The sequence below is a fragment of the Bacillus sp. ISL-39 genome (assembly GCF_018613295.1).
Taxonomy (GTDB): Bacteria; Bacillota; Bacilli; order Bacillales; family Cytobacillaceae; genus Mesobacillus.
Genome location: NZ_JAGGQM010000032.1, coordinates 1 through 13,111, shown reverse-complemented (window position 1 = coordinate 13,111; position 13,111 = coordinate 1). Strand labels below are relative to the sequence as shown.

18 protein-coding genes, 1 pseudogene and 1 riboswitch are annotated in these 13,111 nt (G+C 40.2%); of the genes and pseudogenes, 3 read left to right on the top strand and 16 right to left on the bottom strand.

What is annotated here, in order from left to right; genetic code table 11:
* Window positions 1–335 precede the first annotated feature (335 nt).
* From J7E37_RS20565 to J7E37_RS20530, 8 genes are all read right to left on the bottom strand, one after another.
* Window positions 336–518 carry a DUF2642 domain-containing protein gene (locus J7E37_RS20565; RefSeq protein ID WP_215026749.1) on the bottom strand — a complete coding sequence of 61 codons (183 nt, stop codon included), beginning with the start codon at window positions 516–518 and terminating at the stop codon, window positions 336–338.
* Window positions 519–852: 334 nt separating this feature from the next.
* Window positions 853–1,056, bottom strand: coding sequence for a hypothetical protein (locus J7E37_RS20560; protein ID WP_215026746.1), 204 nt, complete (start codon window positions 1,054–1,056; stop codon window positions 853–855).
* An 85-nt stretch (window positions 1,057–1,141) separates the two neighbouring features.
* Window positions 1,142–1,429 carry a transporter suffix domain-containing protein gene (locus tag J7E37_RS20555; protein WP_215026743.1) on the bottom strand — a complete coding sequence of 96 codons (288 nt, stop codon included), beginning with the start codon at window positions 1,427–1,429 and terminating at the stop codon, window positions 1,142–1,144.
* Window positions 1,430–1,652: 223 nt separating this feature from the next.
* Window positions 1,653–1,871, bottom strand: a complete 219-nt coding sequence (locus J7E37_RS20550) for a hypothetical protein (RefSeq protein ID WP_215026740.1) — start codon at window positions 1,869–1,871, stop codon at window positions 1,653–1,655.
* A 169-nt stretch (window positions 1,872–2,040) separates the two neighbouring features.
* Entirely contained in the window at window positions 2,041–2,397 is a 357-nt protein-coding gene (locus J7E37_RS20545) for a VOC family protein (protein WP_215026737.1), read from the bottom strand.
* A gap of 132 nt (window positions 2,398–2,529) precedes the next feature.
* The gene (locus tag J7E37_RS20540) at window positions 2,530–2,880 is read right to left on the bottom strand and encodes a hypothetical protein (RefSeq protein WP_215026735.1); all 351 of its coding nucleotides are present in this window, start codon (window positions 2,878–2,880) and stop codon (window positions 2,530–2,532) included.
* 287 nt (window positions 2,881–3,167) lie between these two features.
* Window positions 3,168–5,219: a DUF4179 domain-containing protein gene (locus J7E37_RS20535; RefSeq protein WP_215026731.1), complete on the bottom strand. Its 2,052-nt coding sequence runs from the start codon at window positions 5,217–5,219 to the stop codon at window positions 3,168–3,170.
* Between the two features lie 55 nt (window positions 5,220–5,274).
* Window positions 5,275–5,532, bottom strand: coding sequence for a hypothetical protein (locus tag J7E37_RS20530; RefSeq protein WP_215026727.1), 258 nt, complete (start codon window positions 5,530–5,532; stop codon window positions 5,275–5,277).
* A gap of 784 nt (window positions 5,533–6,316) precedes the next feature.
* Between J7E37_RS20530 and J7E37_RS20525 the strand changes: the two genes are divergently transcribed.
* Entirely contained in the window at window positions 6,317–6,439 is a 123-nt protein-coding gene (locus J7E37_RS20525; RefSeq protein ID WP_215026722.1) for a YjcZ family sporulation protein, read from the top strand.
* Window positions 6,440–6,493: 54 nt separating this feature from the next.
* A pseudogene (locus J7E37_RS20520) lies at window positions 6,494–6,586 on the top strand (YjcZ family sporulation protein); the annotation flags it as partial.
* A 191-nt stretch (window positions 6,587–6,777) separates the two neighbouring features.
* On the opposite strand, the gene J7E37_RS20515 reads toward J7E37_RS20520, so the two are convergent.
* Entirely contained in the window at window positions 6,778–8,127 is a 1,350-nt protein-coding gene (locus J7E37_RS20515; protein WP_215026719.1) for a TrkH family potassium uptake protein, read from the bottom strand.
* An 88-nt stretch (window positions 8,128–8,215) separates the two neighbouring features.
* A riboswitch (cyclic di-AMP (ydaO/yuaA leader) is annotated at window positions 8,216–8,364 on the bottom strand.
* Between the two features lie 308 nt (window positions 8,365–8,672).
* On the opposite strand from J7E37_RS20515, the gene J7E37_RS20510 reads away from it, so the two are divergent.
* Window positions 8,673–9,680 carry a DUF3231 family protein gene (locus tag J7E37_RS20510; RefSeq protein WP_215026717.1) on the top strand — a complete coding sequence of 336 codons (1,008 nt, stop codon included), beginning with the start codon at window positions 8,673–8,675 and terminating at the stop codon, window positions 9,678–9,680.
* A gap of 42 nt (window positions 9,681–9,722) precedes the next feature.
* Here J7E37_RS20510 and J7E37_RS20505 read toward each other — a convergent pair whose 3' ends face one another.
* The 7 genes from J7E37_RS20505 to J7E37_RS20480 all read right to left on the bottom strand — a co-directional run bounded on the left by J7E37_RS20505 (window position 9,723) and on the right by J7E37_RS20480 (window position 12,981).
* A complete protein-coding gene (locus J7E37_RS20505; RefSeq protein WP_215026714.1) occupies window positions 9,723–9,959 on the bottom strand; it encodes a hypothetical protein in 237 nt (78 codons plus the stop codon).
* A gap of 267 nt (window positions 9,960–10,226) precedes the next feature.
* A complete protein-coding gene (locus J7E37_RS20500; protein WP_215026711.1) occupies window positions 10,227–10,835 on the bottom strand; it encodes a DedA family protein in 609 nt (202 codons plus the stop codon).
* A 311-nt stretch (window positions 10,836–11,146) separates the two neighbouring features.
* Window positions 11,147–11,281, bottom strand: a complete 135-nt coding sequence (locus tag J7E37_RS22375; RefSeq protein WP_285289133.1) for a hypothetical protein — start codon at window positions 11,279–11,281, stop codon at window positions 11,147–11,149.
* A gap of 106 nt (window positions 11,282–11,387) precedes the next feature.
* Window positions 11,388–11,840, bottom strand: a complete 453-nt coding sequence (locus tag J7E37_RS20495) for a hypothetical protein (protein WP_215026709.1) — start codon at window positions 11,838–11,840, stop codon at window positions 11,388–11,390.
* Window positions 11,837–12,043 carry a helix-turn-helix transcriptional regulator gene (locus J7E37_RS20490; RefSeq protein WP_102261066.1) on the bottom strand — a complete coding sequence of 69 codons (207 nt, stop codon included), beginning with the start codon at window positions 12,041–12,043 and terminating at the stop codon, window positions 11,837–11,839. Before J7E37_RS20490 ends, J7E37_RS20495 begins: the two co-directional genes overlap by 4 nt.
* 168 nt (window positions 12,044–12,211) lie before the next feature.
* Window positions 12,212–12,604 (bottom strand): hypothetical protein, encoded by a 393-nt coding sequence (locus J7E37_RS20485; protein ID WP_215026705.1) that lies wholly within the window; start codon window positions 12,602–12,604, stop codon window positions 12,212–12,214.
* 194 nt (window positions 12,605–12,798) lie between these two features.
* The gene (locus J7E37_RS20480) at window positions 12,799–12,981 is read right to left on the bottom strand and encodes a hypothetical protein (RefSeq protein ID WP_215026702.1); all 183 of its coding nucleotides are present in this window, start codon (window positions 12,979–12,981) and stop codon (window positions 12,799–12,801) included.
* Window positions 12,982–13,111: the final 130 nt, after the last annotated feature.

Sequence of the window (13,111 nt, the reverse complement as noted above, 5' to 3'; positions counted from 1 at the left end):
TCAACTCCTAACCTTAGTATAGTGGATGACATACAGTATTGTAAATGATACACTATTACACTGAGAGATGAAGAGACGGTTCTCATCTCCTGCGGGATTCGAAATTTTAGCATTGGTCTTCAATGAATGAAGAAGAAAGAGTCGCAAATTGACAGCACAAAATGAAAAAGCATCCCGAAGGATACTCATTGATAAATTTATGAAGGTTCTATGTTTATTAAGCTAGAATCCACTAACGAAAGGAAGCAAAGGGCCGCTCCCTTTGCTTCCTTTCAATCCTCCGACTTAATCCAGATGATTTCACGGATCCGGACAAAAAAGGTAGAATCACGTTCCTAGACCACCACATGGTCAGGCTTGGCATCCCTGACGATTCCGCTGACTGATCCACGCGTTGTATCAAGGACGACTCTTTTTCCAATCAGCTTATAAAGAGCCGAATAGACATACGGTTCAACAACCACCACATTCATTGGCCCATTTTTTGCTCCCTGCGGATACATTCTATTAGGCATCATTATACTTCTTCTCCCTCCAGAAAGGTCACCATTTAATTCTGATTATCCTATGAATGACTGGCTTGGTTTGTTCCTTATCAAGTCTCATCCGTCTATCAAAAAGGATTTATAGACTTTATTATCGAATACTTTTACTAATTAAATTTGTAAAGAAGGATTTAATAATAAAAAAGTTTTAGCGAGGTTGTTCACGATTGAAAACTGGCAGCTAATACATCAAAAATGGATGATTGTTAGAGAAACAGAAGAGGCGATCAATTAAGAAACAAAGGGACGGTTCTCCGGTCCCCAAAAGTATTTTCCTGGGAGCACCCGAACCGTCAACGTGTCCAATTTATTTCATCTTTTCAGCTCTTTGCCTATGGTTCATATCTATTACAATATCTCCAACACCCATGGCAATCAAACCATTTAGCAAAGCGAATAATGGAATGACTAAATCTCCGCCGCTATTTGAAAAAAGAGACATAATTAGTACAACAATACTAAAGAAAACGAAACCCATCCCCAATAAATATAACGTCCGGCCAACAAACAAACAGATCCACTCCCACACATAGTTTCTTTAACCTTCTGAACCCTTTTTGGGGTTTAACCTATCGCTGCCTCACGGTTCCCCCCACTTACTCACCATCCTCTAGCCTGTCTGCATTCCTTCTTTTCTTCCAATTTTTCGGGTTAAAGGCGGTCCTTATTTTTCTCGCGGCTTCTTTGCCTACCATTAAGGCACCTACCCAGAATAAAACCTCTGCAATGACCAGAGCGCTTGTGATACTGATGGCTTTCATTTTTCCGGTAATGGGTAAAAAGGGAATTCCAAGTGGCATAACCCAAACGATAAAAGATGATATGATCAGGATCATTCCTATTTTATATACCAAAGGTTTGGCTGCTTTTGATTTTGTCTCCATCATTTCCTCCATTGCTTTACTTCATCCCGCTTCATAACATCTATGTCCTTACCCAATATTTTAGCAAAATCCACTGCAACACACTCATACAATCACAAAAAAACGCTAATCCTTCTGGATCAACGTTGGTTATCTTATAGCGATTAAATTCCAAACATAGTTTGTCAGACCCTAACCTGAACTACTTGTTTGGACAAAAATAAAAAGCATCCATTAAGGACATTTAATTGTAAACTTTAAGTGGTTGAATATTGACTTTCAACACGATGGTTGCAGGATCATGAACCATATTTATTTTGTCTAACATGTATTCCTTTTTGTTTATCGTAACCGTATTACAGGCCCTCAATGCAGCAATATATTGCTCCCACTGCTTTACATTTGCACTTAAGAGACATTTGTCTTTTAAATAATAATCCACTCTGTTCGAAACACGGTTCAACTCTACACCCCCTTTTGATAGAGTTTATGAACCATGTGACCTAATCATGACAAGCTGTCAGGAATAAAGGCTATTTTCGCATTGATTGTTACTTTTCGGGTTCAGCCCCCAGGAACTTCGCTTTACCCCTGCTGAGCACCTTTTCTTTTTCCCTACTGTAGTGAAACAACTAACATTGACAAATCATTAAATGATTACCGTCTAAATCTTTAAAATTGAACCAATGATTATTTTCAATTTCTGTTGTAATCTCTACATTTTTTCTTTTCATGTATTGAAAAGCTTCTTCAATATTATTTGTGTTTAAATGAAAAGGTGGAGCTTTATATATATTTTCCTCTGAAAATATTTTGCTGTCTAAAACGATACCTGTTCCGTTCATAGGCAATATGTAAAGGTGGCCAAATAAAATCTCACCATCGGTTGGTAATTTTAATATGTCACAATACCAGTCGCGCGCTCTTTCAATGTCCCGCACAGGAATAAAGGTCGTTCCGATTTGATTTAAAATTGGATTTGAATTCATGGTTCCTCCTGTTTTTATGAACTATTCTGATTTTATTATATATGCCATCTCCCGTCTCAAATCAACCTGCTTCTAGAGACAGAGGACAGTTCTCCCGCCCCTAATTCCGCACCACTATCTAGTTATCAATCATTAAGTAATAACAAATAAAGATATAATTATTAATGCCATACCCGAATAGCCGAGAGAATCAATGACTGTGTTTGTTTTGCTATCCCCTTTATTTCGTTCTTCCTGCTCTATTTGTTTGTATAATTTATGTTGCAAATGTTCATCAGGAAACATCTCCGTTTGATCAGCACGACTTCCGAAGATTAGCAGTCTATGTATTTTTATAGAAGGCAAAATTAAAATGAAGCCTGCAGCCAATCCTCCCATTCCAATTACATCTCTGTCGATGCTGGAAGTGAAGATTACCGATATCAAGATCAAGAGACAGAATACTATAAAACTAAACACTAAAGTCAACTTTATTTTATTCACCCATGCCCTCCATTCTCCCCTATGAAAATAGGCCGTTCCTTTAACCAAATAAACATGCTCATGGGCGGCAACCGAAAAAAACATCTTTATGTGCCCGGTTTCCCCATCTCATCCCCCAACCGGGAACATATCCTATCTTTATCTGCCCTTTTTCCCCATTTCATCACCTAACCGGGAACATATCCTATCTTTATGTGTCCGGTTTCTCTGTTTGAACCTTAAACCGGGAATTTATTATGTGCCAAAGAAACAAGGGACGGTTCTCCCGCCCCAAAAATAACATATTCCTACTCTTCCCGGGACACCATCACCGTCCCCAGGTCCCATGCTTCATCAAGGTACTTCAGGCTGTTATAACCGTTGATTTGTAGTTTCATAGGGTTATCGTCGATTCCTTCTACTCTTATGGTTTCTTCTGTGACAAAATGGCGTGGCTGCTCCAATTTTTCATAATCGACTGGACCCTTATTCAAATCATACTCGACGCCGTTTTTATCAACCAGCACTGCTTCAGAATCCATATGGATTATATTAGGCTGTTGACCATTTTCGTCCACAAAATCAATGCGAAGTGATTCAAATTCCCGATTTTTCAAATCGTCATTTCGTACAATGATTTCGGTATACTGACCGGCATCGACCTTATCAATAAAAAGAGTGCTGCCTGCATATTCAATTGTCTGCGGAAATGTCTGATTTCCGCTAAGTTCGATGGTTTTATGATCTACAATCGATAAATAGATCGAGTCTAATTGGACTCTGAAATCTTTAACTTTCTCACCATAAAGCGGGTCAAAATAGGCTTGGAAACCAGTCCAGGCACTGTCCAGCTGGAAATCCATAAAGTGGCTTCCAAATCGTTCCGCCTCCACTTTTTTATTATTCACTTCCAGCGATTTAAAATTGAGGAAATCAATCCGCTTCTCCAGCTTTTCTGTATTGATGCCAAATTGTAAAAGAGTGGCGGTTGGTGCAACAATCAACTTTTCCAGTCTGACGGCGACTCCCTCGAGTTCTCTTTGTTCATTGATTTCATATTCCATAGAAGGCTGTTTGGTTACCGGGAACTCGAAGCTCCACTCTCCTGTTTTATAATCACCGGACGTAAAGCCGAATGACAGGGAAGCATCGTCTGCCAATCTTTGAAGCTTTGTAATCCTCAATTCGATGTCGCCCTGGTCCTCTTCTAGCGGCCTCAGCGCCACCTTCCCGTAGAACACATTTTTCTCTTCCTTGTTCATCTCCGCCTCGATATCAGGAATTGAATAGCGCGGATAGGTTTCGCGTTTCATAATGTCAAATTCATTCACGACTGCCAGTCCATCCTCAAAGGTCATGAAATATTGCTTGTCTTCCTCCATATCATGAATTTCATAGAAAACAAGCGTCTGAATATCATCTGCAACCACTCCTTTGATCTTCACCTTAACCCCATCGCTTTCCGCTTCCAGATTCAGCCTCTGGCCAAAGCCCTCCTGGAGAAATTCGCGTAAATGCACGTGATCTTCCGTCCATGCATAATAGACCTTTGGAAACGCACCGGTAATGAAGCCAACCGCCACTATGAAGGCAAAGGCACTCGCAAAACCAAGCGCCCATTTTTTGCGGATTTTAAACTTCTGCTGTCTATGTTCCTTCTGATCTGACAGTCTCTTTTTGACGTTTTCCATTAATTGAGGGGGCACATTCGGGTCATTATCTCCCTCAACATGATTCAGCCTAGTCATCGCGACTTCCTGAAAACTCGCCAAATCCTCCTGACAATCCCGACAATTATAAAGATGAATCTCAAAATCAATCTTAGCCGGACGTTCCATCGTTTTTTCCAGGTAATCGATATAATGCTTCTGAAACTGCTCACAGCCATGATAGTCAGACCCATCTGATTGTTTTCTGACTGACTGAATCCCTGAGAACAACAATTGCTTTATTTTTCCGACCGAAACATCGAGGATTTGAGCAGTCTCCTCCAGGGTGAAACCTGTTACATATGTAAGGATTAGCGCCTCCTTTTCCAGCTGGTCCATTGCAGCAAATATTTCGCGGCGCGGGTCCTTTTCCTCTGAACCTTGCAATCTAGAAAAATCGCGAATGTTTTGAATGAAAATGGAAGTGACCCACATCTTGAACGACGAATCCCCTTTATACCGGGGAAAATCCTTATGCATCTTCAGAATCGACTGGTAAAAAAGTTCCTCCATCTGCTGCTGATTTTGAACATAATACCAGCCGAAACGATAGAAATATTCCTTATGCCCATCAAACCAATCCGCGACAGATTCAATGCCATTCTCTTGAATCGCCCCAATCGAGATTGGCTCCATTTTTTCCAGGATCATCTTTGACTTTCCCCCTTGTCTCACACAATCACAAATTTCATTGCTTCAAATAAAACTACTGATTACGATAAATCAATTCATGGTCGACAAAGATCCTGCATCCTACTGTTACAGCACCGCCAAGACTAACCTTAATTTTCTGGTTAGCACTTTCATTATTTCTGATGACCCCATATAAAGTGGCCCGGTCAAAGGCAAACCCAAGATTCTGGTCCTGTAATTCGCCGTCTACAAACAGCTTTTCCCCATTAAACCAGGTATTCTCCACAAGAATATGATGACCTTTGTATGTAACCTTAAATACTTTCTTCATTCCCATCCTCCTATCCCTTTTTATATATACGGACAGGGACTCTGGAAGTTCCATGAAAAATTGGATGCACTTGGGTCTGTTGCTGTCATTTTGAACTGGAAAAAATCAGCGAAAATTTCCAAGTCACCAATAAAAATAAATTTTCGCCAGTAAACAGATACTATCCTGTTAAAATTCCGAATCAAACCTGCTCATTTGCAGGCAAATGACGTTGCATCAGGCCTTTTTTTCAGCTTATCTTTCCTCCAACGATACCACAAAATGGAAGACAGAGACATAGGAACTATAGAGGCATCTTTCGGAATTTCAGCAACGCATACATAAAAAAACAGCCGGGATCATGAATCCTGGCTGCCCTGTGCCCTTCGATTTCTATTTTATCAGGTCAGGACCGTTCCTCTGTTTCATGCAATGCCCTGAAACAAACAAACGGTCCCTTCTTGGAAAAGAAGCTATGGAAGGAGTTTTTCTTCTTTTCCATTTCCCTGCTGCTAAAGGAGGTTCCTGAATGAAGATTACGGAGGCTACTATACAGTATGTCAAAGAGTCTGAATGGCTAGGGCTTCTAACCATTGCTTAACAACATTTATGCCAGCCAACTGTACAGGTATTCTTGACGTGGTCTAAGTTTTTGGTTCTTGCAGCCAGGATAATCGATAGACCTTCTACCCCGCTGATATTTGACGAATAAAAAGATTTTTCGTTCTAGTCTGTATATCCGCCCTCCCATTCCCATTATCCATACATACATTATAACTAAGTTAATCAGGAGGGAGGTTTTACAATGTCTGGTGGTGCTGGATATGGTTCAGGATTTGCATTGCTCGTTGTTCTGTTCATCTTGCTGATCATCGTTGGAGCTTCGTATGTTGGCGGTGGATACGGCGGCGGCGGCTTTGGTTGGTAATCCCTTCACAGATTTCTAGACGAAGGAGGGATTTCCATGTGCTGTGGCGGCGGTTATGGCTATGGTGGTTATAGCTACGGAAACAGCTTTGTTTGAATAGTAGTGCTGTTCATCCTTCTTATCATTGTAGGAGCCGCATACTGTTAAGACATTCTTGAAGCATGGGTACATCCTATGCTTCATTATTTGTTTTCTATCCCAGTTTCACTATAGAACGAACTATCAGGAAGACCGAATATTCATTTCAAAAGAGTACCGCTGTTAACCAGTGGAGTCGACCACCCTAAACAAAAAAAAGAGCATTGGGCAAATTTATTCACCCAATACTTCCTGGAGCCCTATCCAACAATCAATCTCTCTTTCGGATAATGGCATTTTGGTTCTAGTTTTCCGCGGTTGAACAGGAAGATGAATGATAGAATGCCTATTCTTCCTATGAACATCAAGGAAATAATGACGACTTTCCCTCCCGTACTTAGTTCAGGAGTGATTCCCATTGACAACCCGGTCGTCCCGAATGCCGAACTGACCTCGAACATGATTTCCATCATCGTGAAACTTTCGGTCGCGTTCAATATGACCACCGCCGCAAAACAGAGCAGCATCGCTAAAAAACTGACCACAACAGATTTACGGACATCCTCCTCATACACCTCACGCCCAAACACCTTAATCGCATTATGCCCTTTTGCAAAGTTGATGATCAGCAATATGACCACAGCAAAAGTAGTCGTCCTTATGCCTCCGCCAACGGAACTTGGGGAAGCTCCGATAAACATCAAAAAGCAAAGAAGCAGTAAGGTAGAATTAGAGAAATCACTCACATTCATCGTAGCAAGCCCGCCGTTCCTTGTTGAAGAAGACTGGAACCAGGCATAAAAGAACGATTCATGCCAGTTATAACCCTTGAAAAAATGATTAAATTCAAAGAGCAGGATGGCGAATGTACCGAAAAACATAAGCGCAAAAAAGGTTACTGTAGTCAACTTCGTATACAACGAAAAATGGCCTCTACGCTTCTTTTTTCGATTAATGATAAATTCCTTTACCTCAATTAGTACAGGGAATCCAATCGCCCCTAAGGTTAATAGAATAATGTTCACGAATTGCACGAAATAATCATGCGCAAAAGGAATCAGCGAACTCCCTGTAATATCAAAGCCAGCGTTCGTCGTTGCACTTACCGCCGCAAATAATCCCTGTAGATAAGCTTCTTGCCATGTCGGGAAATACCCAAGAAAATACGTTCCTAATATAAGAGCCCCCACCGCCTCAATCAAGAGGATGATGGCCAATATTTGCCTCATTAGCTTGACCAGGCCTGCCATTTGAGACTGATTTTGGTCGGTCATGATTAACTGCCGATCTTTTAGACCGATCTTCTTTCGCAGCAACAGCCAGAAAAACGTACCAAGCGTCATGATCCCAATCCCGCCAAACTGAAGGATGAACATTAGTATGAAAACGCCCGGTGTACTGAAGGTATCCGATGTCGATACAACCGTCAGACCTGTTACACTAACAGCACTGACTGCTGTAAATAATACATCAATGAATGTCCAGCTTACCCCAGGCTTGAGAGCAATCGGGAGACTGAGGAGCGACGCTGAAATAAATACAGCAATCACATAAAACAATACAATGATTTGCGCCGGTTTCAACCAGTTCCTTTTTAAAATTTTCGCCAAGAATACCCCTTCTTACTTTGCAGATTAGTTTTCTAATTAAATACAAAAAGACCACACTTAACAAGAATGGTCAATGCAGCATCATCAACCCTTCTCTCTTCACGGCTTACGGAGTTAGCTGTCGGATTAGGGATTGAGAGTATCCCCTTTTAGCTGCATTCGCTAAAATTCACCCCAAGATAAAGTAGCTTTATCGAAATTGGTTCCCCCGCTCAAAAGATTCAGCAAAAAGGCCATCATTAAAATTGATAAGTATAAAGTACTCCTATAGCTTAATAGTGTCAATCTCTTTTTTAAAAACTGAAGGGGACACTTGCTTTCAATTAGGCAAGAAAAAGCAAGGCAATGTTCCATGAAATGTTTATCAGTTCTTCTCCAGATGAGCCCCGCTACCTTTTATTTATGCGGATACAAGTACATGTTCGAAAAGCAATTATCAATGTGAAAACAGCCTTTTAAAAAGATTATTACCTTGAGTACCTCTCTTGAACACAGCACACTCATATTTCATCTAAATGGGGAAATAATAGCGGGGAGGTGAAAATATGGATAAAGAAAAAATACAGCTTACTTCTTCTGAAATAGGAACCTTGTGGGGCGAATATGTAAACGGAACAATGATCGACGCGGTAAATAGATATATGTTCACCATTATTGAAGATGAAGCGATAAAGACCATTTTTGAGGATGCCATTTCGACGTTTGATCGGCAAAAGAAACAAATGGTTACATTTTTAGAGAACGAAGGGTTTCCGGTTCCCGTAGGATTTAGTGAAGAGGATATAAATAAAGGTGCAAAAAGATTGTTCTCCGACATTTTTTGTTTGAATTATTTACATATCATGACACTGCATGGTTTGATTGGGCATGTCACCGCTTTAGGCGTTTCAGTCAGAAAAGATTTACGGGATTTTTACGATTCAAGTGATAACGACGGAAAAAAAATGTACCACCAGACCATTGAACTATTACTTGAGAAAGGCAGTTTTCAAAGAGATCCTTTATTTTATCCTGCCAAAAACCCTGAATTTATTGAGAGCAAAGATTTTACAGATGGGATTTTCGGAAAAGGCAGAAATTTATCTGCCACAGAAATTATCAGTATTTCCTTCAACCTAAAAAAGAGTATTATGGCTAAAACTCTGTCTATTGCTTTCAGTCAAGTTGCCAACTCAAAAGAATTGAGAAAGTTTTTTTCAGATTCAGAAAAGACAGCTGATCAACAAATACAAGCTTTTTCCAAAATCATGCACGATGATAAATTGCCAACTCCACGGTCATGGGAAACAGAAGTCACAACATCAACGGACTCTCCTTTTTCAGACAAGCTGATGATGTACCATACCGGATTCTTGTTCCAGGCTGCCCAAGTTTACCACGGAACAGGTTTGGCATCCGCCATGCGGACGGACCTTATCACTATGTATGAAAGCATTATTCTCAAAAATTTAATAGTGACAAAGAAATGGTTCGATATTATGGAAAAAAATAAATGGCTGGAACAACCCCCGCTTGCTCCCAATCGGAAAGAACTCGCAAATGGAAACGAATAGCTTCAATGTCCCTCCGCATATGGAGGGACATTTTTATTAAGGTTACTGCTTTCTTTTATGTATAAAACGCAAATAAAACAAAAAGATAGCAATCAGTACCATGGCATAAAACGACCCAGAACAGTACCAAACATTCTTCAATTCTGTCCAAAAACTCATTCCGCCCTGGTCAGGAGGCAACAGAGAATAAACCGATACTTCCAAATAGAATAGAGCAAGGAAAAATAAGAATAAAGGAACAGATATAATCCAAACAAAACGATTGCGATTAAATTTCATCAAATGCCTCCTTATTTTTCTGCACTTGGCAACTGGGCACTTGTAATGACCGCCAGCTTTTTTCCCCGCTTTATTGAAGTTCAACACAAAAAGGTATATTCCTCCAAATTAATTTAAATGAGGGCATTTACTAAACCAGTTGAGCTCCCGTTACAATTTTCATTTTACCATCTAATTTCAGTGTTTACCTCCTGGCATCCCCTGTTTCAACTTTAGTTAACCACTCAAAAAAAACGCCAAGAGCATCACAAGCTCTCAGCGCATCCACTATAATATCCTCTTCCTAAAAACCAACACAAATAACAGGCTGACTGAGATCAGTACTAGAATTATATAAATAAACTGAGAGTAAACATCTATATACTTAACAATATCCTCCCAGGAAGCTCCGACAGTTGCACCCAAGTAAACGAGAATTGAATTCCAAATGAATGTTCCAATTGTGGTGAACAGCAGGAATGTCCTAAATCGCATTTTTGATATTCCCGCAGGAATGGAAATGAGACTCCGAAGCAATGGAATGACACGGCAGAATAAAACGGTCCATGCCCCATATCGATCAAACCAGGAATCCGCCTTGTAAATATCAGTTTTAGTAACACGGAGAAGGTGCCCCCATTTATCAACAATTCTCTCCAACTTTTCCACGCCCATCTGCAGCCCTAATCCATATAGCAAAACAGCCCCCAACAGTGAGCCCACGGTGGAAGAAAGGATAACGCCTGTAATGCTAAGGTCTGTTGAAGCAGTCATAAATCCAGCAAAAGTTAAAATAACTTCGGATGGTATTGGAGGAAAGATGTTTTCAAGCGCAATCAGAAACATTACACCTGCATAGCCAAATTCCTCCATTATCCCAATTAACCACTTTTCCATGTCATTCTCCTTAAGTTTAATGGTCAATCAAATAAAGAAAAAACCCTTACCATATAACTGGCAAAGGTTTTTCAAACAAAAAAGACCTTTACCGCTAAGATGGTAAAGGTCTTGCTAACAACAATAGTTGCCAACAAAGCCGAGAGTCAGGAACTCCGTAATGACGACCTTGTTGTAAAAGCTACTCCCCTTTAGGAGTATTCAATTATTAAGTAAATATTAAATGCGTATGCAAAGCTTGTCAACAAATACTTGGGAGCCCCCGGACGTTTCCTCCGCCTGATTTTATAAGCCTCCATCTTGTGTAGCCTTTACTTCATCTTAGCCAGCTTATTGGTGATTTCCGCGATTTCCTTCTCGACCTCGTAAAGATTTTTCTGCATCCGGTCCCTGCGAGCTGTTAGTACACTAAGCTGTTCTTTCAATTCCTCTTTGGTTCCGCTCATTCCATCGCCCTCCATTGTCCGTTTTAAAGATAGGAATAGGACTTCCCCTGAATATTATGTACAGTTGACAGAGGCATAGTAATGAAAAGAACATTTGGAAAAAAACTCAAGAACGAACGACAAAGAACAAATAGGAAACCAGGACACCTAACCATTGGATCGTGGCGAATAAAAAGATCATTTCCGTGCTGTAGGTCGGGTCGCTTAACAGCATGATCATGAGGAACGGGATCATCATGATTGATAAAAAACCAGCCACAAACAAACTTTTCACTAAAATACTCACTTGATATTCGTCGTATTCCTTCGTCCTTTTTAAAAGAATAAACACGATAATCACAGCCGTCAATCCGATGATCAAGTAGCCAATGAATTTCATATTGCCTGTTTTTAAAAAGTCTGACCATCCGTTCCAAAAATCCGAGTCCAGCGTTCTGCCATGTGAAAGTATCCTGATGAATTCCATATGGCCAGCTGTGAAAATAAATATGAATGAATAGATAGCAGACATGAAACTAATGAAAAGGATATTGATGGCAGGGTGTTTCAGTATACTCACTTTCGCTCACTCTCCTCAAACTCAAATAATTCCTCAATGCTCATATTGAAAAATTTCGCTAAATCATAGGCCAGCCAAATCGAAGGATCGAATTTATTTTTTTCAATCGCATTGATGGCCTGCCGTGACACATTCACCTTCTGGCCAAGCTGCGCTTGCGTTAGGCCAAATTGCTCTCTCAATTTTTTGACTTTATTTTTCAAGCTGGATTCCTCTTCTCATGTAAAGTTAACCTTACATATAAGTTACAAGCATTTCCACTTGGTGTCAAGTTAACCTTACATTCAACTTTTAAAAAAATGCTCTTCTATAATCGAAAAGCATCTGCGTAAATGATAACAACCGCCAATATAGCAGCCACTTCCTTTTCTTCATTCGGTCTCCTCCGAATCCAACACAAAATTCTTAATGATGTCTGGGTTGTATTTAATTTTCACGAACGCTTCTTGGCCTGCCCCATCCGTTTTTTCATTCCTAAACATCATAATAATCGCGTCACCCTTTTGCTCCACATCGACTTTGCTGAACTTACTCGAATGAGCATAAAGGATATGGCGGCCTTTGTCTTCATCAATGAATTCGTATGTCCTCGTCGCGGTTTGGTCAGGTTCGTGCAGCCACCTTAGCACTTCATCCCGGTCTTCCTCTTCAATCGAATTCATCTCATAAGAAAATATAAAATCTTTCGGGGCCTCCGGAGTTATAGTTTCACAGCCAGCTAAGATCAAACTGAGTAAAAGAATAATTAACACCCTGGATTTCATACCATTCCCCTTTCAGTTTTAATATAAATCATGATTCTTCCTAGGAATTATTTTCAAAAAACCTGCTATACATAAAGCCCCTATTGTTTTTACAATGCTGTTCCCAACTAGAGAATCTTCAACAGTTATCCCGATAAAGAGACATCCTACCAGCAACAAAATGAAACTCATAAGCCCTCTCATATTACCCCCCATTACTGTGAGCACGCTCTTATTACCAGAAAAAAACCCACTACAATCAAAATTGAAATCACATTTACCAAACAGCCACTGCCTGGTGACCCTGTCATGGCCTGTGCCCAGCCATTGTTCAAAGCCGCCCCAGGATTCTTCCATTGTTCCTTTGATTTTAACTGGTGTCTTTTTTCCTCGGACATAGCAGCCTCCCTTGAAACTTTTATAAAATTACAGCTGGCCTATCATGTTCCCATAGCGAGGGATGGGGCATTGTTATCGGCTCATTTATATTCTTTAATATGACGATAATTCTGGAAACCTCTTCGTTAT

Excerpts from the sequence above, each read along its gene's own strand:
- J7E37_RS22375 (WP_285289133.1), bottom strand. The coding sequence starts at position 11,281 with ATGAGCGGAACCAAAGAGGAATTGAAAGAACAGCTTAGTGTACTAACA.
- J7E37_RS20510 (WP_215026717.1), top strand. The coding sequence starts at position 8,673 with ATGGATAAAGAAAAAATACAGCTTACTTCTTCTGAAATAGGAACCTTG.
- J7E37_RS20525 (WP_215026722.1), top strand. The coding sequence starts at position 6,317 with ATGTCTGGTGGTGCTGGATATGGTTCAGGATTTGCATTGCTCGTTGTT.
- J7E37_RS20530 (WP_215026727.1), bottom strand. The coding sequence starts at position 5,532 with ATGAAGAAAGTATTTAAGGTTACATACAAAGGTCATCATATTCTTGTG.
- J7E37_RS20555 (WP_215026743.1), bottom strand. The coding sequence starts at position 1,429 with ATGGAGACAAAATCAAAAGCAGCCAAACCTTTGGTATATAAAATAGGA.
- J7E37_RS20535 (WP_215026731.1), bottom strand. The coding sequence starts at position 5,219 with ATGATCCTGGAAAAAATGGAGCCAATCTCGATTGGGGCGATTCAAGAG.
- J7E37_RS20500 (WP_215026711.1), bottom strand. The coding sequence starts at position 10,835 with ATGGAAAAGTGGTTAATTGGGATAATGGAGGAATTTGGCTATGCAGGT.
- J7E37_RS20485 (WP_215026705.1), bottom strand. The coding sequence starts at position 12,604 with ATGAAATCCAGGGTGTTAATTATTCTTTTACTCAGTTTGATCTTAGCT.
- J7E37_RS20565 (WP_215026749.1), bottom strand. The coding sequence starts at position 518 with ATGATGCCTAATAGAATGTATCCGCAGGGAGCAAAAAATGGGCCAATG.
- J7E37_RS20545 (WP_215026737.1), bottom strand. The coding sequence starts at position 2,397 with ATGAATTCAAATCCAATTTTAAATCAAATCGGAACGACCTTTATTCCT.
- J7E37_RS20505 (WP_215026714.1), bottom strand. The coding sequence starts at position 9,959 with ATGAAATTTAATCGCAATCGTTTTGTTTGGATTATATCTGTTCCTTTA.
- J7E37_RS20480 (WP_215026702.1), bottom strand. The coding sequence starts at position 12,981 with ATGTCCGAGGAAAAAAGACACCAGTTAAAATCAAAGGAACAATGGAAG.